Source organism: Chitinophaga sp. HK235 (assembly GCF_018255755.1).
In the GTDB taxonomy this organism is placed as follows: Bacteria; Bacteroidota; Bacteroidia; order Chitinophagales; family Chitinophagaceae; genus Chitinophaga.
The window spans coordinates 6226559-6246366 of the sequence record NZ_CP073766.1; the positions used below are offsets into that span (position 1 = coordinate 6226559).

Annotated in this window: 17 protein-coding genes; 4 read left to right on the top strand and 13 right to left on the bottom strand. The window is 46.2% G+C overall.

The window, feature by feature from the left end:
- The first annotated feature begins 91 nt into the window (after positions 1-91).
- Genes KD145_RS23665 through KD145_RS23675 form a run of 3 tightly spaced genes read left to right on the top strand, consistent with a single transcriptional unit; the run spans position 92 to position 3889 of the window.
- Positions 92-1369 carry an ABC transporter permease gene (locus KD145_RS23665; protein ID WP_212002252.1) on the top strand — a complete coding sequence of 426 codons (1278 nt, stop codon included), beginning with the start codon at positions 92-94 and terminating at the stop codon, positions 1367-1369.
- Positions 1370-1420: 51 nt separating this feature from the next.
- On the top strand, positions 1421-2734 hold the full coding sequence (locus KD145_RS23670) for a gluconate:H+ symporter (RefSeq protein ID WP_212002253.1): 1314 nt from the start codon (positions 1421-1423) through the stop codon (positions 2732-2734).
- Between the two features lie 51 nt (positions 2735-2785).
- Positions 2786-3889 carry a D-TA family PLP-dependent enzyme gene (locus tag KD145_RS23675; protein WP_212002254.1) on the top strand — a complete coding sequence of 368 codons (1104 nt, stop codon included), beginning with the start codon at positions 2786-2788 and terminating at the stop codon, positions 3887-3889.
- A gap of 37 nt (positions 3890-3926) precedes the next feature.
- Here KD145_RS23675 and KD145_RS23680 read toward each other — a convergent pair whose 3' ends face one another.
- The 13 genes from KD145_RS23680 to KD145_RS23740 form a co-directional block, all read right to left on the bottom strand.
- Positions 3927-4379 (bottom strand): DUF302 domain-containing protein, encoded by a 453-nt coding sequence (locus KD145_RS23680; protein WP_212002255.1) that lies wholly within the window; start codon positions 4377-4379, stop codon positions 3927-3929.
- 6 nt (positions 4380-4385) lie between these two features.
- A complete protein-coding gene (locus KD145_RS23685) occupies positions 4386-5720 on the bottom strand; it encodes an FAD-dependent oxidoreductase (protein ID WP_212002256.1) in 1335 nt (444 codons plus the stop codon).
- A 146-nt stretch (positions 5721-5866) separates the two neighbouring features.
- A complete protein-coding gene (locus tag KD145_RS23690; protein ID WP_212002257.1) occupies positions 5867-8224 on the bottom strand; it encodes a family 20 glycosylhydrolase in 2358 nt (785 codons plus the stop codon).
- A gap of 183 nt (positions 8225-8407) precedes the next feature.
- Entirely contained in the window at positions 8408-8809 is a 402-nt protein-coding gene (locus KD145_RS23695; RefSeq protein ID WP_212002258.1) for a hypothetical protein, read from the bottom strand.
- 69 nt (positions 8810-8878) lie between these two features.
- Positions 8879-9634: a hypothetical protein gene (locus tag KD145_RS23700; RefSeq protein ID WP_212002260.1), complete on the bottom strand. Its 756-nt coding sequence runs from the start codon at positions 9632-9634 to the stop codon at positions 8879-8881.
- 67 nt (positions 9635-9701) lie between these two features.
- Complete coding sequence (locus KD145_RS23705; protein ID WP_212002262.1) at positions 9702-10460, bottom strand: hypothetical protein; 759 nt, start codon at positions 10458-10460, stop codon at positions 9702-9704.
- A 52-nt stretch (positions 10461-10512) separates the two neighbouring features.
- The gene (locus tag KD145_RS23710; RefSeq protein WP_212002263.1) at positions 10513-11133 is read right to left on the bottom strand and encodes a rhomboid family intramembrane serine protease; all 621 of its coding nucleotides are present in this window, start codon (positions 11131-11133) and stop codon (positions 10513-10515) included.
- Between the two features lie 35 nt (positions 11134-11168).
- Entirely contained in the window at positions 11169-12041 is an 873-nt protein-coding gene (locus KD145_RS23715; RefSeq protein WP_212002265.1) for a hypothetical protein, read from the bottom strand.
- A 74-nt stretch (positions 12042-12115) separates the two neighbouring features.
- Positions 12116-12532 carry a hypothetical protein gene (locus tag KD145_RS23720; protein ID WP_212002267.1) on the bottom strand — a complete coding sequence of 139 codons (417 nt, stop codon included), beginning with the start codon at positions 12530-12532 and terminating at the stop codon, positions 12116-12118.
- A 476-nt stretch (positions 12533-13008) separates the two neighbouring features.
- Complete coding sequence (gene rplI, locus KD145_RS23725; RefSeq protein ID WP_116974338.1) at positions 13009-13455, bottom strand: 50S ribosomal protein L9; 447 nt, start codon at positions 13453-13455, stop codon at positions 13009-13011.
- A 6-nt stretch (positions 13456-13461) separates the two neighbouring features.
- Positions 13462-13737: a 30S ribosomal protein S18 gene (gene rpsR, locus KD145_RS23730; RefSeq protein ID WP_078668863.1), complete on the bottom strand. Its 276-nt coding sequence runs from the start codon at positions 13735-13737 to the stop codon at positions 13462-13464.
- A 4-nt stretch (positions 13738-13741) separates the two neighbouring features.
- Positions 13742-14092 (bottom strand): 30S ribosomal protein S6, encoded by a 351-nt coding sequence (gene rpsF, locus KD145_RS23735; RefSeq protein ID WP_249219536.1) that lies wholly within the window; start codon positions 14090-14092, stop codon positions 13742-13744.
- A 201-nt stretch (positions 14093-14293) separates the two neighbouring features.
- Complete coding sequence (locus KD145_RS23740) at positions 14294-17581, bottom strand: T9SS-dependent choice-of-anchor J family protein (RefSeq protein WP_212002269.1); 3288 nt, start codon at positions 17579-17581, stop codon at positions 14294-14296.
- 268 nt (positions 17582-17849) lie between these two features.
- On the opposite strand from KD145_RS23740, the gene htpG reads away from it, so the two are divergent.
- Entirely contained in the window at positions 17850-19682 is a 1833-nt protein-coding gene (gene htpG / locus KD145_RS23745) for a molecular chaperone HtpG (protein WP_212002272.1), read from the top strand.
- Positions 19683-19808: the final 126 nt, after the last annotated feature.

Sequence of the window (19808 nt, forward strand, 5' to 3'; positions counted from 1 at the left end):
TATCTAAGCCCGCCTGAATCCCCATTTTACCATTTGTAATTCGTCATCGCTAATTCGTAGTTTTTCACTTGAATTGCCTTAACTTTATTATATGCGGTTTTTAGATATATTTTCCCTTGCTTATCGTTCCGTGAGTGGCAACAAATTGCGCACGGGCCTTACTATTGCTATTATCGCAGTAGGTATCACTGTACTCGTCGGCATCCTCACTGCCATCGACAGTATGAAAAGCAGTATTTACAGCAGCTTTGCCAGTATGGGGGCCAACAGCTTTTCCCTGCGCAACAGGGATATGCAGGTGCATATTGGAAATGACGATGCCAAAGCTTCCAAAGGAAATAAAAATGCCAGGAAAGTAAGGAAGTCCAACAGTAATAAAACGATTAGCTATCAGGAAGCAGTGCAGTTCAAGGAAAGATATACATTCCCAGCTATCGTCAGTATTAACTTCAGAGCTTCCGGTATTACCACCGTATATAAGGATGATAAAAAGACCAACCCTAACGTAAACGTCATTGGTGGAGATGAAAATTATCTTGATATCTCCAATTATACGATTCAGGATGGCCGCAATTTTAACGCACTGGACGTTTCTTCCGGCCGTAATGTGGCTATTCTGGGTAAAGACGTGGCTGAAAAATTGTTTGGCAAAAAGCTTAAAAACGTAGTTAATAATACCATCCGGGTGGGTGATATCCGTTACCGTGTGATAGGGGTGCTGGAAAGCAAAGGTAGCAGCAATCTGATGAGTGCGGATAATGTGGTGATTACTACCGTCAACAATACACGAAGAATATTTAACCGCCCCAATGCTTCCTATCAGGTAGGCGTGGCAGTGAAAGATATCCGGCAGATGGAAGCCGCACAAGGTGAAGCAACTGGCCTTTTCCGTGTCATCCGTAAACTTGATCTCAACGAAGAAGATAACTTCCTCATCAGTAAAAGCGACAGTATCGCAGAGATGCTGTTTTCCAGCCTTGCCAAAGTAAACCTGTTTGCCGTTGTCATCGCATTTGTGACCCTCTTTGGCTCTGCTATCGGCCTGATGAACATCATGCTGGTATCTGTGGCCGAAAGGACCCGCGAAATAGGTGTTACCAAAGCACTGGGCGCTACCAGTCACACCATCCGTAGACAGTTCCTGTATGAAGCCATCATCATCAGTGTGATGGGTGGATTGATAGGTGTGTTTATGGGTATGTTGCTGGGCAATATTGTATCAGCCCTGCTGAATTCCTCCTTTATCATACCCTGGCTGTGGATACTCATTGGCGTGAGCCTTTGTGCAGCCGTAGGGCTTATCTCCGGTATTTATCCCGCATATAAGGCGTCCCGCCTGGATCCGATTATTGCGTTGCGGTACGAGTAGAATTCCAGGGATCTATTTATTATATTGTTCTTTCCTAAAAAGAAAGAACATATGCCACTATTGATCGTTATTGCAGCCATTATCCTGCTGGTTGTACTGGTTACCTGGTGTAAGATAAATACCTTCCTTTCTTTCCTGATCGTATCCCTGTTGATGGGACTGGCCCTGCATATGAAAATCGGGGATATTACCCAGTCTATCCAAACCGGTATTGGTAAAACACTGGGCTCTCTCATCGTCGTCATTGTATTTGGTAGTATGCTGGGCAAGCTGGTAGCCGAAAGTGGTGCAGGGCAGCGGATTGCCGGCGGACTCATGAAGCTGCTGGGCCCCCGTTATATCCAGTGGTCGCTGATGCTGACAGGTTTTATTGTAGGCATACCGCTGTTTTATAACATCGGTTTTGTACTGATGGTACCGTTGATCTTTACTGTGGCAGCACAAACGAAGCTGCCTGCTGTTTATCTGGGCATCCCTATGCTGGCCTCTCTGTCTGTCACCCATGGATATCTGCCTCCGCATCCGTCTCCTACTGCGTTGGTACAACAGTTTCATGCCAATATGGGGCTCACCCTTCTCTATGGCATATTGCTGGCAATACCGGCTATTATCCTGGCGGGACCTGTGTTTTCGAGGTACCTGAAACAGTATACACGTGAACCTGGAAAGATGTTTGTGGCAGCAGCCATGCCGGAAGACCAGCAGCCGGGTATGATGGCCAGCCTGTTTGCGGCCATGCTGCCGGTATTATTGCTGGCGGTGACAGCCCTGCTGAAAGTATGGATACCGGCAGATCAGCCGCTGTATCACTGGGCCTCCTGGCTGGGTGATCCGCTGATAGTGATGCTGCTGGCGGTACTCAATGGGATGTACCTGCTGGGAATACGGCGGGGCATGACATCAAAAAAGATATTGGGTCTTATGGATGATGCTGTAAAGGATGTGGCGGTCATTATCCTGATCATTGGCGGCTCCGGCGCGCTGACGCAGCTGTTGCACGACAGTAAGGTAAGTGAATATATTGCTGTCACCCTGCAAAATATGCATATGCATCCGTTGTTGCTGGCATGGGGTATCGCAGCCATTATCAGGGTTTGTATTGGTTCGGCTACGGTGGCGGGCCTCACTACGGCAGGTATTGTAGCACCACTGATCGCTACTTCAGGCGTCAATCCCAACCTGATGGTATTGGCTACCGGCGCAGGCAGCCTGATGTTCTCCCATGTTAATGATGCCGGCTTCTGGATGTTCAAGGAATACTTTAACTTGTCTGTAAAAGATACGATCAAAACATGGTCGGTGATGGAAACAATCGTTTCCGTAACAGGACTCATCGGTAGCCTGCTGCTAAGTATGGTTGTATAACATGAACGAATAAACGAAAATAGAGCATTCAGAAATTTAATATAAACACAAATGGATTGGTATCAACTCAGCAATACAGACCAGATAGATTCACCCGCTATTGTGGTGTATAAAGACAGAATCGTACAGAATATTGCACTGCTCAAAAGCATGATTGATGATGTACAACGGTTACGCCCACACGTAAAGACAAATAAAATGACGGAAGTGGTGCAGCTGATGCAGGAAGCAGGCATACAGCGCTACAAATGCGCTACTATCGCTGAAGCGGAAATGCTGGGCATGGTGAAAGCGAAGGATGTATTACTGGCTTATCAACCGGTAGGGCCTAAAGTAGCACGTTTGCTGGAACTGGTACAACGTTATCCTGATACAATATTTTCCTGCCTTGTGGACAACAAGGATGCAGGAGAGGCAATCAGTGCCGTATTTGCAGCACAGCAAAAGAAGTTACCGGTATACCTCGATCTGAACGTAGGAATGAACCGCACTGGCATCAAACCGGATGAAACGGCATTGGCATTGTATCAATATCTGCATACATTGCCTGGCATTGAACCAATAGGCCTCCATGCCTATGACGGGCATCTGCATGATACGGACATGGATATACGAAAAAAACGTTGTGATGAAGCCTATGCACCGGTACCTGTTTTACAGAAGGCTATAGTGGCTGCTGGCTTGCCAGAGCCGGTTATCGTAGCCGGAGGTTCACCTACTTTTCCGATACATGCAGCAAGGCCACAAATAGAATGCAGTCCCGGTACTTTTATATTCTGGGATTGGGGATATGCCAAAAATCTGCCGGAACAACCTTTCCAGTGGGCCGCTGTAGTCCTCTCAAGGGTTGTCTCTATTATAGATGGACAGCTCTTATGCCTCGATCTGGGACATAAATCCGTTGCGGCAGAAAATCCGCAACCCCGGGTACATTTTCTGAATGCGCCGGAAGCGCAGCCGGTTTCTCAAAGTGAAGAACATCTGGTATTAAAAGTTGCTGATACAGCTGCTTATCCTATCGGGACGGTATTTTACGGCATACCGCTGCACATCTGTCCTACTGTCGCGTTGTATGAAAAGGCATATGTGGCAGAAGATCATGTTTGTTCGGCCACCTGGAGGGTTATTGCCAGGGACCGGCAGATTATACTGTAATTCATAAAAAAGAGAGCAACTGAAATGCTCTCCTTTTTTATGGGCGTTCCTGTGAAACATGTTTGATTAATACATTCATGCTGGAATCTATGGTGGCCGCCACTTTATGGGTATTCTTCAGTTGACGGGCATCCGCGATCGGCAGCAGTTTTTTATAGAGCACAATGGTGTGTCCTTCTTTATCGCTGTATACCAGCACTTTCAACGGTAGGTCGATACCGGTTTCCTGATTTTCCTGCATCAATGCGGTACCTACTTTGGGGTTGCCGATGATGAATAATCGTGTGGGTCTTAGATCAAGCCCTGCCTGCGTTGCTTCTCCTGCATGATCAATGATGCAGAATACGTTTATATTTTTTTCTTTTAAAGCAGTTTTCAGTCTGTCAACTGTTTGTTCAAAAGAGTATAGGCTGATATACCGCCCATGCTGGCTATCATCAGCAGGGGCATGACTAAAGATCATAGTCAGTAGCATTAAAATTGTTTTCATATTATATTATTCGGAGAAAAGATCATTGAAACTCTCTGCCATTGATGGATGTGTATAAATATTGTCCCGCAGTATCTTATAGCTTAAAGCATTGTTCATGGCCAGTTGTACGATGTTGATCAGTTCATGGGCTTCGGCACAGAAAAGCGTACAGCCAAGTATTTTTCCTGTTTGGATGTCAACGATCGCTTTTAGGATACCGTCTTTCTGTTGAAGTATGGCTGCTTTGGGTATGACGGCCGCTTTTATCCGGAAGGTTTTGAAATGCAGCCCTTTTTCAGTGGCAGTCTTCTCATTCAATCCTATGTGAGCATAGGGGAGACTGAGGAAAACGGCTGTGGGATAGAGCCGCCTTTTATCAGTAGAATTATAGGGGCCTCCGGAAAGCTGATTTTTGATGATCCTGAAATCATCCAGTGAAATATAGGTGAATTGCGGGCTTCCGTTTACATCTCCTAGAGCCCATATATTTTCTGCTGTTGTTTGTAATCTGTCATTTACTTTGATATATCCTTGATCGTCGGTGGCTATTCCTGCGGCTTCGAGGTTAAGCCCTTTGGTTTCGGGTGTTCGTCCGGTTGCGATCAGCACTGCATCTGTGGGGAAATTTTCTTCCAGCTGATCCTTTTTGTAAGTGACGATGGTTTGGTTTGTTTGGGTGTCGAACTGCACTACGGTGGCTTCGGTGATTAGCTGCAGTCCGTTTTTGATAAGATGGCCGTGGATGGCGTCGGCCACATCGGAGTCTTCATGGGGAAGGAAAACAGCAGCGCTTTCCAGGAGTGTTACTTTGCTGCCGAATTTCAGGAACATGTCAGCGAATTCGAGGCCGATAAATCCGCCACCTACGATGGTGAGGTGTGCCGGCCGTTCGCGTATATCCATTAACGTTGTACTGTTATAGATATTTTTTCCGTTGATGCCTTTTATGTCGGGGATAGAAGGGCTGGCTCCGGTGTTGATAAAAATGCGGTCGGCAGTAAGGATGATTTCCTGTTGTGCCATATGCACCTTTACCTTTGTAGGGGAGATGAAAGACGCTTCTCCATCTATGATGGTAGCATAGTGTGTGTCGGCCAGTTTTTTATAGTTCTTTTTACGCAGGTCGGTCACCAGGTTTTCCTTGATCTCATGAGAAGTTTTGTAAGGCATGCCTGCGTCTGCGTTGGTAATAAGTGACTTGCTGGGGATACAACCAATATTGATACAGGTGCCCCCGTACATGCGGGGCGATTTCTCTATGATAGCCACTTCTTCCTGTTGACTGGCAAAGTAAGCTGCCAGTGTTTTACCTCCTTTGCCAAAACCAATAATCAGGTTTTTGTAATGATGTTTAATCATCGCTGTAAACGATTTAATACACTAACAAAATTACCCGGTGAAAGTTGTGGCATGAATGGATAAAACAGGCTTTTACCTGGACGGATCGGGCCAAAGGAAAAGCGGCCGCTTTTCAGACGACCGCTTTTATTTAAAACCTGTTAAGATTAACGATGCTGTATCACTCTCAGGTTATCTATCTCTCCTTTAAAACTATTGACCGTATCACCTATCATTTGCAAGGGAAAAACCAGTGTTTGCACTTTGGCGATTTTATCTTTGATGTTGGGGAAGGAGATGGTGGCTCCTTCCAGTTTTTCCACCAGTTGCCCGTTGATGAACAGGGAAGTCCCTTTATGATCGCCTGAAATAGCCACATGGGTCCATGTTTCAACAGGCAGTGTATAGTTAAAGTTGTAATGATAGTTTTCCCGGGTAAAGCCCAGTTTGCCGGTTTGTTGTTGCAGCAGCGTAACTACTGCATGAGGGGAAGAGAATATCACAGCTCCTGGCAGGTTGTCTTTAGCGGGTTTGATATCGAACTCCACCGTGTAGCCGTACCCTATTTCCGGGAGAGGTGTTTTTATGAAGCTGTTGCCACCTTTGAGCAGCAGGGTTTTGGAAGGGGTGATGTCTGCGTTGTGTTTTTGCTGTGCTGTTCTTTTGTTACCACTGATATCGTTGACCGCTGGTGTAGAGAAGTCATATGACAGTACGATGCTATCGCGGCTGTTTATTTTTGCACGCATGTTTAATCCGGGACCTTCTCCAATTAAACGGCTATGTTGTGAGAAGGAGCTGTAGTTGCTTTGCATCGTATGGCCATTCCACATTTTTTCGGCCAGCACCTGCATAGCAGGAAATACGCGGTCATGCACATCTTTTTCGGTGATACCATTACCCGCGTGGTCATTCCATACGGCGAAGGAGCCGCCTCTTATCTGTGGGTGTCCTATCGGGAAAATTGCCTCACCAATCATGTTGGGCTCCCATTTGTCGTATAGTTTGGGAAGGTTGAGATAATCATGGTAATAACCTGCGGCAGGTACGATATACAACCATCCATCGGGAGTACTGATGAGGTCATAACCCTGGCGCATCATATCGGCAGGGTCTGCATAACCGTTATACCAGGCATTCATGGTAACGCCGGCTGATTTTACCGGGGTGGTACCTTGAGCATGTGTGAGAGAACCCCACATTCTTACCTTTTTGCCGAAGCTTTCCACAAAACGGATGTAATGGTCTGTAAAAGCCCTGAATTTCTCCGCTTCTTTTTTGGAGTACTCATCTGTGCCGATATGTACTTCGTCGCCTTTAAACACCTTCTCCGGCCCTTCCAGGTACTCTTTGAACATTTTGTCGATCATCGCATAGGAAGCACTGTCCAGATTGAGGTGGTCCCGTCCGTATTTCAGGCTGGCTGTTTGTGGCACCGCTTTGGTGAAAGCGAGGGAGTGTGCGGGAACATCTATCTCCGGTATAATGCGTACTGCAAAGCTGTCTGCCAGGCTTTGAAGAGCCAGGAATTCCTTTTTGGAATAGGACCCGTCGCGGGCAGTAAGACCCGGGAAGGTATTGTTTTCCAGCCGGAAAGCAGAATAGGTGCTGTCCCAGTTGTTGCCGAAGAATTTATCAAACCCGTTGTCATTAAGATGTATGTGAAAGTCGTTCATTTTGTAGTAGGACATGAATTTCACATAGTGCCGGAGAAATTCCATGGTAAAGAATTTCCGGCCAACGTCCAGTACAAAACCTCTGACCTCGTATTTAGGATAGTCACGGGTGATGCCTTGCGGAATGTGGCGGTGTTGCGGGTCCTGTTCCAGTATCTGCAACAGGGTACGGGTAGCCCAGAACGCTCCTCTGGCATGAGTGGCCTGTATTGTTATCTGGTTGCTGATTTCCATCTGGTATCCTTCTTCGCCCAACTGGCGATCGGGCGACTGCAAAGTGAAGAAGATATCACCTTTGCGGGGTTGTCCCTGACGTATGCTGATTTGCTGGTTGCCGGTAAGCAACCGGAGATCATCACGGAAAGCAGTTACACCCGGTAATAACGCAGACGCATATACGGGATCTATTGCCAGTGTAATGGCGGCCGGCAGGGTATAGGAACCTCTGCTTCCATACCATTCACGTAGTGCGGGAATCACAAAGGGTACAGGGTTTCCGGCACTGGTGGCGTATTTTCCTGGTATAATGACCTGGATGTTAGGTACATCCATAACAGCGTGGTCGCTATTTCGCTGTAATACAAAATAGAGGCTGACCGGTGTGTTTACCAGTGGCGTAGTGATGTGTCCCTGCCGGTCTACCACAGGCAGGTGGTCGGTACCCCGGAGTTGCAGGCTGTAACCGTCTGGTGCAGCGGGCATGGGTAGTTGCCGGATATTACCATTAATGGACGGTATTGATTGGATAGAGGCCGCAAGACGGGCGAAGGCAGCAGAATCTGCAATTTGTTGGGCTGCTGCAGGTTGCCATAACAAACCCGATAATGCAGCCAGGCATACATATTTCATTGTTCACTTTATTTTTAACAGAGGGCTGACCAACATGCTGGTCAGCCCTCTGTTAAAAATAATCTTTTCCCGGATTTTTATCAGGGTTTATTCTGTGTGAGTTCCTTGTTTTTCTCCGGCGCTGATTTGGGGATAGGCAAACAGATAAGAGGCATCTGTAAATGTATCGGGCAGATAGTTTTCTTAAAAAAATAAATGTGATAATACATTGGTCTCATCAAATGTTGCAGGTTTCAGTTCCTGAAACATTGTGTACTGTTCGGTGGTGAACAGTGGTTTGAGTTTGGCTCGCAGCCCGTTCTGCATGCTGTTGATTTTGGATTTATAGGCAGGCTGATTGTTTTGTTGTAAAGACTGAATGTTTATTTTTTGTTGCAGATAGGAGGTAACAATATTGAGTAATTTGGGTTTTTGTTTGTCGGTGAGTGAAAGAGATTTGTCCAGTTTTGCAACAATGGAGCTTGCTGTCCCTTCTATGTTCATGGTAGGCGCCTGCCGATGGAGGCGGGGAAGAAGACTGGTGGCAGCATTTACAGTAGTAATGGCGACTGCCACCAGCAAGAGGATTGAGAATAATTTTTTCATATACAGCGGAGGGTTGTTGGTTACGGTATGTATCTAAATATACTAAATACCTGTAACATCTCCCTTGCCCTACTGCATTACCATTTTTACATAACGGGTACGTTCATTTACAATGTCTTCATGGGTTTGATAAATAGCAATAAGCGTTTTGTTATCAATCCATTGTATGTTGTCGATACCGTATTTTTCCAGGGACATATCTCCAACGAGGCGCAGGTTTTTGTTGTTTATTTCAAACAACTGGAAACCATTCACATCAAAGCCTGCTTCTATGTCCATATTTGAGCACATGAAATATTTTTTATCAGGAGAGATAGCAGGGGGGCCCCATACGTTGAGCGTGTCGCCATTGTCGGGATTGAGCAGTTCAAAACCCGTTCCTTCATAAAAGGTGAGCGATAACACATGTCTGTGGAGAGCGGGATAGTAGCCGGCATAAAAGTAATGAACGTAATCACCTCCTTCCTCTTCGTTGTCTGCACGTACTCTCTGTTGCCCGTTGGTCAGCTGGAAGACCAACGTGGTGCCTACACGTTTAACAGTACTGTCTTTGGCGAGGGTCCTGGTTTCGGAAGAATCCACCGGATATTTATAAGCAGGATATTGCTCAAAGGTGGCTTTATCGATAAGGCAGACCAGGAATTGTTTGTCACCTACCTTAAGGGTGTCAATAATGTCGGGGTGTGCGCTGGTGGGGTGTCCGGGCTGGGTACTGTCTTTTGACGTATAGGCGCTGTCGTTGGCAGCATTTCCTGTGCCTTTGCCGGAATTGCAGGCCCACAGCAGGTTAACGGCCAGTCCCAGCAATAATAGTCTTTTTATCATAGTACGGAATTTTACTTTCTTGTAAAGATTGAATATTTATTTTTAGAGGCGGGGAAGCTCTCTTGTCCTACTGCATCACCATTTTTACATAACGGGTACGTTGGTTTACAATGTCCTCATGGGTTTGATAAGTGGCAATAAGCGTTTTGTTATCAATCCATTGTACTTTGCTGATACCATATTGTTCCAGGCCTATATCACCGATGGGCACAATGTTTTTGTTTTTGACTTCAAACAACTGAAAACCATTCTCAAGAAACCCGGCTTCGAGGTCCATACTAGGGCAGAGGAAGTATTTTTTGTCCGGGGAGATAACGGGTGGAGCCCATACGCGAAGGGTGTCGCCATTGTCGGGGTTGAGCAGTTCAAAACCCATTGCCTCGTAAAAGGTGATATCCAGTCCATGTCTGTGCAGGGCTGGATAATAACCGGCATACTGATAATGAGCAAAATCTTCACCATCCGATTCTATATTGGTGCGTATTTTTTGTTGCCCGTTGGCGAGCCGGAAGATCAGGTCGTCGCCTACCCGTTTAACTGTACTGTCTTTAGCAAGAGCCCTGGATTCGGAGGAGGAGTCTACGGAATAATCATATTCAGGATATTGCTCAAAGGTGGCTTTATCGATAAAGTAAACCAGAAATTGTTTGTCACCCACCTTAAGGGTGTCAATAATGTCGGGGTGTGCGCTGATGGGGTGTTCGGACTGGGTACTGTCTTTTGACGTATAGACGCTGTCGTTAGTGGCATTTTCTGTTCCTTTGCCGGAATTGCAGGCCCACAGTAGGTTAACGGCCAGTCCCAGCAATAATATTCTCTTGATCATAGTACGGGATTTTGGGGTACAAATGTAGGGAATTCCTCAGGGAGAAACAGTATCACTTCAATCGTTTCCCGTCGGCTGGTGTGAGGGTGAAATAGAGGATATATCCTGCCAGCATACCGCTGAGAAAACCTGTCAGATGGGCAGCATTGTCAATGTCCTGTGCAAAGCTGACAGCAAGCAGGTTGAGGAGGATGAACAAACTGATATAAGCGAGAAAATTACGTCGGGGAACAGGAGAAAATAAGCGGGTGGTCAGCAGGGCCAGAAATACGCCATAAACCCCGAAAATAGCCCCTGATGCACCTACACCTACCACCTGACGATGGAACCATATACTGGCGTAATCAGACAGTAATCCGGTAAAAAGATAGACTATCCCAAAACGGAGTTGTCGTATAACCGGTTCCAGGAAAACCCCTGCAATCAATAATCCCAGCATGTTGGTAAACAAATGCCACCATCCCGCATGGAGAAACATGCTGGTAAACAGGCGCCAGTATTGGCCTTCCTGGATGGTGAGGGGCCAGTAATTGGCACCCCAGTGCAGTAACTGCGCCCCATTGCCCCACCAGCCGTTCATACCGACTATAACTGTGAGCAGGTATATCAACAGGTTGACAGCAACCAGCAACAAGGTGACCGGCATTAGTCTGAATCGGGTGCGAGTGTCCATCCTTTAAAAGTTACGGATAATTCCCCGCATCACGTTTATTGATAGCTATAATCCAGGTTTACCTGGGTATCTGAGCCCAGTTTGGTGTATCCTTCAGAATGAAAGTGAACCCTGGCAGTAACAGGATAACCATTTTTACAGGCATAAAAAAACTGTATAGTGTTGTTCCGGAAGTATTGTTGTGAGGTCTTGCCATAGACAGCCTTCTGCTGTTCGTCCATTTTAATTAATGTGGGATTGTTGGAGCTGACGGTCAACAGAAAATCGGATAATTCAGGTAATGGAAGCGCAAGCCCCGGTGATAATCCCGGAACCATCACCAGCTGGTTGACCAGTGGTCGCAGGGGATTAATCGTATCATCCCATTCATACCGGGCGTTGCGGATACAGATACTGGTATCCTGGCTGTCGCTGGTAGTGGTATCTGTACTGATGTTCTTCCAGTCAGGGTTTCCATTGGTATAATTCCAGCTGATAGCCTGTGTGGAATCAATACACTTAAGGGCTACAGGCATTCCTTTTTTCCAGGCGAGACGGGCGGTTCTGAAGGGGATATTGTTAGTGTCGTAGTACTGTACTTCCGTAACGTTACCCAGTGGGTCCCAGGCACTCACAGTCGCTTTCTGATCGATAGTGGTATGTCCGTTGTCCTGGTAGGCAGATTGCATCCCTGCCAGCCTGTTGGAGCTGTCGTATTGGAAGGAGTACACCTGACAGGCATCTTTCCGGTAATGTTTGGTCAGCCGTACCAGATGGCCGGCAGTATCATACTGAAAAGAATATTGCGGGATGCTGTCGCCATGTATAGTGATGGCGGTCAGACGCACAGGCGTTACTTTTTTGTTTTTGTGCGTATTGCAGGCTGTCAGGAGCACGGGAATGAGGAAACAGAAAAGGTATTTTTTCATACTGGCGGAATATGTGTATGAAAATACTAATAAGATTTCAGTTTTTCAGCGGAGCTATTGCTGAGGAGGTAGGATTACCAACCACCAGAATCCTCAGGGGTGGCAAATTTATGTTTTAAGATAGTTACGATCTCTTTACTTGTATAGGTGTCACGAGTCGATTTATCATACACACTAAGAAGGTATACCACTTCATCCTTAATAATGGCCTGAATGATTACCCGCGCACCGCCACTTTCTCCACATCCTTTATCAGAGATAGACATTCTTACTTTATAACAGCCCTTGCCTAGGGAAACGTTTCCAGTTATTGGATCTGACTGAAATTTTTCATTTAGGGAAATAAAATCTTCTTTTATGTTGGGGTATTTCTTTTTAAGGTTTTTGGCTTCTTTTATAAATCGGGAAGTTGTAATTACCCTAAAAGTCTTTGAGGAAGTCTTCAAATGTGATTCCTGGGCGTTTCCCTGCGTGGATTTCTTCGGCTTCATTCAAGCTGCGCATTATTTTATTGACTTGCCTTTTGGCTTTTATCCGAACAATGCACCGCTTAATCCAATTAGGAGTTGGCCCAGGAGACTGGCTGTTAAAAGCTGATGTTACCTGGCCAGCGCTGTTTTTTTTCAATTGAAGTGCGTGTGCCATAAAAATGATTTTAAATATTGATTTTAATGAGGAACAAACCTGAACGTTTTGACTTCCGATGAGGGTTCAGTGGTTTTTATACCTTTTGAACAATGGTGATTTTTCCATTTGGGATCCATAATCATCTTTTTCAACTTTTCAATGATTCTGGATTCAGGCATCACTTGGTTATTGGGCAGTTTCATATGTGATACATTACAAATATACCCTAAAATTATCACTCAGGATATTGCCAATTGTTAACCACTTCCAAACGCAAAAAAAAAAATCCCGGACTGCCTGTCAGTCCGGGAATATTTTATTCCGGTAAACCGGATCAATACTACTCAGCTACAACTTCAAACTCCAGTTCGGTTTCGTTGCCTTTACCGAAATCCAGGCGTGCTTTGTAAGTACCTAATTCTTTAACATCATCCAGGATGTGGATGCGGCGACGGTCAATTTCGTAACCTTTCTGTTCTTTGATAGCGCGAGCGATCTGAACACCAGTTACGCTACCGAAGATTTTACCGGAAGTACCAGTTTTAGCGCCGATTTTAACAGGAGATGCTTTCAGCACTTCCACCACTTTCGCGATTTCAGCCAGCAGTTTTTCTTCTTTCACTTTCTGCACTTTCAGGCGCTCCTGCAGTTGCTTCAGGTTGGAAGGGCTAGCTTCTACTGCGAATTTCTGAGGAATCAGAAAGTTCCTGGCGTAACCATTCTTTACGGAAACCAGTTCATTCTTCTGACCCAGGTTATCTACGTCTTGTATTAAGATAATTTGCATAACTTCTTACTTTAAAAGGTCAGTAACATAAGGCAATAAAGCCATTTGACGAGCTTTTTTAATAGCCTGGGCTACTTTACGCTGAAATTTCAGGGAGTTACCTGTGATACGACGGGGCAGCATTTTACCCTGGTCGTTCAAAAATTTCTTCAAAAACTCACCGTCTTTGTAATCTACGTACCTGATGCCCATTTTCTTGAAACGGCAGTATTTTTTCTGACGTTTCTCGGTTTTTACGGCTGTTAAGTACTTGATTTCCTGTTTTTTTGGTTTAACTGCCATAATTTTAAGCTTCAGTAGTTTTAGATTCTGCATTTACACCATGTCTCTTGCGGCCGTTGTATTCTACAGCGTGCTTGTCAAGCGCAGTGACCATGTGACGTAATACATTTTCATCGCGGTTCAGCTGGATTTTCAGCTTCTCATTGAGGTCGGATGGCGCAGTGTATTCCAGAACAACATACATTCCTGTAGTCTTTTTCCGGATAGGATACGCCAGTGATCTTAATCCCCAGGGATTTTCGTGCGTAATGTTTCCGCCGTTATCTTTAATGATATCAGCGAATTTTTTCTGAGCCGCTTTGTAATCGTCTTCAGAAAGCACAGGGGTAAAGATCACCATCAATTCGTAGTTCATAATTCCCTGTTTTAATTGTTTTAAATAAAAAAATTGGATCGCAAAGATACTGAACTATTGATAATTTCCACGTTACCCTACTCATTTATCCCCAAATATCTTGTCTTTTCTATATTTTAATGTGTAAGTATCTGTAAATCAATATAAAAGCCGTCCCGGATCACAGGACGGCCTATCAATTGCATGGTTTTTTCAAAAAGATCAGTGGTTAACGACAATCTTACTCACCTGTACCTGCTCCCCGGACTGTATCCGCAGGAAATAAATACCCGCAGGTAACTGGCTGATATCTATAGTTCTGAAATTCCTGCCTTTCACCAGATCAGTACGACCCTGATAACGAACACTGCCCTGCAAGTCTATCAACTGCACGCCAGCAGCCCCGCTTCTGCTCCAGTCTACCCAATACTGTAACTGGTGACCAAATATACACCAGAATAACTTCAACCAAAGATCTTTACCCGTTAAAAACACCGTTTTCACCGGACTATATTTTTCACTGCCATCCAATCCCCTGTATTTCAACCGGTATAATGTCATACCTGGCCACGCATCATCGTCATAAGACAGATACTGGTTCGTTTCCCGGCTCACACCATGTGCTGCCACCGTATCTATCGGAGCAAAGTGTATCAGATTACGTGAACGTTCTATCACAAAAGAAGCGGCATTGATCTCGTAAGGGGTGTTCCAGCTTAACTGGACCTTGCCGCCATCTGCCCGCGCATCAAAATTGTTTAATGGCAGCGGATTGGCCAGCACACGCAGATCATAACGGCTCATCACCGGATAATGGTCTGTGGTAGTGGTACCATAACCGCTTACCAGCTGCTGTACCTGCTGCATCACGCTGGCAGATGCAGGCAGATAAGCCACTCCTGCTTCGTCAGACCCGATCACATTATCAATAACAGATGAAAAACTGACGGTAGACCGCCCGCCCGCCAGACTCAACGGCAATGTAAAGGGCTTATAATGCAGGGTATCGCTAATCAGGTCAATATAGGAAGTGGTGGTATCAGGAGCCCGCTCTATGGTGATCGTCCGCGCCAGGTCATCATTAAAATCACCCAGCAGGATCAGATTGTGATACGGGTAATACTGGTCCAGCGTATCTTTCAGCTCTTTCAGCCCATTCCGGCGACGGTCCCAGGACACTAGCTTTTCCGCTTTGGTGCCGGTATTGGCTTTGGCATGTAGCAAAATAAACTGTATCCGGGCAGAATCATTGTCCAGCCTGGCTGTAGCTTCCATCAGATAAGGGAACCTGCCTGAAGACCAGTTGTAATAGGCTGTACTGCTGCCACCCTGACGGAGTATACCATAGGTGCGGACTTTCCGGACAACGGACGTTTTGTATACAAACGCCAGTTTCTGGGCAGAAGCATAGTCCACATCGCCAACACTATCTGCATAAGACCCGAAATCTGATAAAGTATAGGCATATCCTGGCATCTGACCCACTACTGCGTGGAAACGCGCGGTGTCCACTACTTCTGCCAGTGCATAGATATCTGCGTCGAGATATTGCAATATCCTGGTCACGTTGGCCTGCTGCAGACTGTCATTGGTAGGCCCTTGTACCGGGCTGCCAAACCATTCTATATTCCAGTTCACTACTTTCAGCGAACGAAGCGAAGTGCCGGTCAGCCGGAGATGGCTGTCGCTGAAGCCTGGCGCACTGAAACTGATAGTTCCGCTGTAAGCAGTGCCTGTGACGGCAGGAGCGAATTTCAGCCATAATTGCTGTGGGCCTGCATTGACCGTGGCCAGGGGGATGCTGAGATGAGCACTGTAACTGCTACTGTCGGCTGATATCAGGAAACCGGCCGGTACATTGATCTGCAGGTCGCCGGTGAAGTCATTACCCCAGTAACGGATCAGTTGTGGCGCCGACTGCTGCCCGGCTTTAATATAATCGAAGTCCAGGGCGGTAGGGCCGCTGGTAAGGGTAGGAGCTGGTGCTGCTGTGGTGTCTTTCAGTCCGAAATCATCGATCGTCCAGCGCGCAGCCTGGGCTGCTGGTGAAGAGGTATATATGAAGGCAATGTATACATTGGCGGCTTTGTAAGCAGCGAGGTTAATGCCACTGCTGAGACTCCATACATCGCTGCCGCTGTCAGGAAAACGACCATTCAGCGTATGCCAGGTGGCTGTCCTGGGATCTCCGCTGCCGCTGTAGTCGGTAGACACTTTCAGCTCCAGCGCAGGACCGGTAAAGGCAGTACGGCTGCTGAAATGAAGCAGCGGAACCTGGAACGCACTCAGGTCAAAAGCCGGAGATATCAGCCAGTCTTCATTTTCGACGGTGCCACCGCTATAACCATTTATCTGTACACCATTACTGTTATTTTGTCCGAAAGTAGTGCAGGCCCAGGTCTGAGCACCACTCACACTATACTGGATAAAGCCGCCGCTCAGCATGCTGCTGCCGGAAGGAGAACAGCTGTTAAAATCATAGCTTAACTGCTGCGCGCCGGTGGAAAATCGCCATACAGTGCTGTCGGTAATACCGCTGAAAGTATTGCCGGACATGTCTTTCACCATTGCACTGTCTGTAGTGATATAATAAGCACTGTTGGGCCGCAGTATCCTGTTGATGATCAGGAGATTGTTACTAATGCTGATAGACGGATGGGTAATGGAGATCGTGTCAGTATTTTGACGGGTAATGTTATGCAGGTAGATATTGCCCTGTCCGGCCTGGACATTTTCGCTGAAGACGATGTTCAGCGGAGCTGCCGGTGACACATCTGCAGACTGATTGGCCGGTACCAGATTGCTGATGGCAGGCGGGGTAAAGTCGCCGCCGGCGCCTTCCACCGTGATGTTGTCTACCGCAAAGGAAGGACGGGCGCCTGCCCCGCTGATCTGACGGTTCACCCATCGCAGTTGGACTACCGGTTGGTTGTCGCAGACAGCAGGTAAGGCGACGGTAATATGCACCAGCTGCTGCGGCAGGGTGATACCCGAGCCGGTCTGTGTGCTGGTATTGTTCTGATAGGCTGTTCCGCTGATATTGGTAAAACTACCGGTGTCGCCTATACGAAATTGCAATGTCATTTCATTGATACGGGTATTGGCACTGCCATCGTATGGATTCCTGATTGTCATGGCATCATAGGCAACACTGATGTTTACCTGACCGCTGGTGTTGACAGACAGCACCAGGGCGTTGTCTACAGTACCACTGTTGAGAAAACCCAGTTTACCGCTGTAGTTGTATGCTCCGTTGGCAGTAGAGGAGGCACTGCCATTGGATGTCAGTGGTTTGTCGGACGCAGGTGCTGCAGTGTTGAAAATGCCGCCCGGAGAGCCGCTCAGAGCCCAGCCCTGCCAGCCGTCCGGATAAACGGTGGCTGACGCCGGCAATGCGTCAAAGTTTTCCTGATAGGGCAGCGGCCTGGGTAATGGCTGGGTTTGTGCTAAAACCCTTAATCCACAAAATGTTCCCAATAAAAATAATAAAGCGTGTAAAAGTCTCTTCATAGACAGACTGGATTTAAATGAATGGGGGATTTAGTTCAGAATTTTGGTTACTTAAATCTACTAATTTGCTGTCTTTTGGAAATGTTTTTATATGATTTAAATGTTAATTAAGGGAGATTATTAATATTATTTTTTTGAAGAATATTATTGTGGTTGCTGCAATATTGTTTTCATATGGTATAATTTCCTATGTAAATGTTGACATCTTGTCAGATACTCCCGGGCTGGCATGTACTTTGAAAAAGTTCTCCCAAAACAAAATAGCCAAATGCAAAAAGGTGCAATACGTGTCCAGACGGAGAATATCTTCCCCATTATCAAAAAGTTCCTCTACTCGGACCATGAAATTTTTATCCGCGAACTGGTAAGTAACGCGGTAGATGCCACGCAGAAGCTGAAAACACTGGCCAGCGTAGGTGAGTTTAAAGGTGACCTTGGCAATATTGACATTGAAGTTAGACTGGATAAAGAAAAAAAGACCATCACCATCGCGGACCATGGCATCGGCATGACCGCTGAAGAAGTGGATAAATATATCAACCAGGTAGCTTTTTCCGGTGCGGAAGAGTTCCTGAAGAAATATAAAGGCCAGGAAAACGGTACTAACATTATCGGTCATTTCGGTCTGGGTTTTTACTCCTCCTTCATGGTGAGCAGCAAAGTGGAAATCATCACTAAATCCTGGAAAGAGGGTGCTTCCGCTGTACGCTGGGAATGCGACGGCAGCCCTGAATATCAGCTGGAAGAAGTGAGCAAGGAAGAAAGAGGTACCGAAATCGTGATGTATATCAACGAAGAAAGTGAAGAATTCCTCGACGAAGGACGCATCCGCTCCATCCTCACTAAATTCTGTAAATTCCTGCCGGTACCGGTTAAATTTGAAGGAACACAGCTCAATAATACTACACCCGCATGGACCAAAAAACCAAGCGAACTTACTACCGAAGATTACCAGAACTTCTATAAGGAATTATATCCGTTTGCAGAAGCACCGTTGTTCTGGATCCACCTGAACGTAGACTATCCGTTCAACCTCACTGGTATCCTCTATTTCCCGAAAATCACCAAGAGCTACGAAATACAGAAAGATAAAATCAACCTGTATTCCAACCAGGTGTATGTGACCGACGAAGTAAAAGATATCGTACCGGAATTCCTGATGCTGCTCCACGGTGTGATCGACAGCCCGGATATCCCGCTGAACGTAAGCCGTAGCTACCTCCAGGGTGATCCTAATGTGAAAAAAATCAACGCGCACATCACCAAAAAAGTAGCCGATAAACTGGATGAAATGTTCCGCAACGACCGCAAAGGTTTTGAGGAAAAATGGGATTCCATCGGCCTGTTCGTGAAATATGGCATGATGACCGATGACAAGTTCATGGACAAAGCCAACAAATTCCTCGTACTGGAAAATGTAGAGGGTGGCACCTTCTACACCCAGGAAGAGTATAAAACAGCTGCTTCTGCACTGCAAACCAACAAAGACGGAAAAGTGGTGATTCTGTATGCCACAAATCCGGTGCAGCAGGACAGCTACGTACAGGCTGCCAAAAACAAAGGTTTTGTTGTGGTGAAAATGGAAACACTGGTGGATGCCGCATTCATCAGCAATATCGAGGCAAAATGGGAAAACATCCAGTTTACCCGGGTAGATGCTGATATTGCCGATCACCTGATTGATAAGGAAGAAAACAGCACTACCGTGCTGACAACAGATCAGGAAGGCGCCCTGAAGGAAATCTTCACCGCCCAGGTAACCCAGCCTAATATCAAAGTGGAACTGAAAGGCCTGACCGGAGAAGCACAACCGGTGATCGTTACTCGTCCGGAGTTCATGCGTCGTATGAAAGATATGGCTTCCATGGGCGGCGGCGGTATGAGCTGGTACGCAGCTATGCCGGATGAAATCAATATGACTGTCAATGCCAACCACCCTGTATACCAACAGATCCTGGATGAAAAAGACAACACCCTGCAACAGAAACTGGTGAAAAACCTGGCAGATCTGGCCTTGTTATCACAGAACCTGCTGACAGGTGCTGATCTTACCGCTTTTGTAAACAGAAGTGTGGAACTGATAGCGAGCGGAAAAAAATAATCTGCTCAATAACATAAAATAAAATCTTTCTTTTCAGCGTTTAGTTTTTCTTTACAACGTGAAAAACCGCTCCTAAAAGGAAAAACATATTTTAAACCTGGTCCCCTGGCGATGAGCCAGGGGACC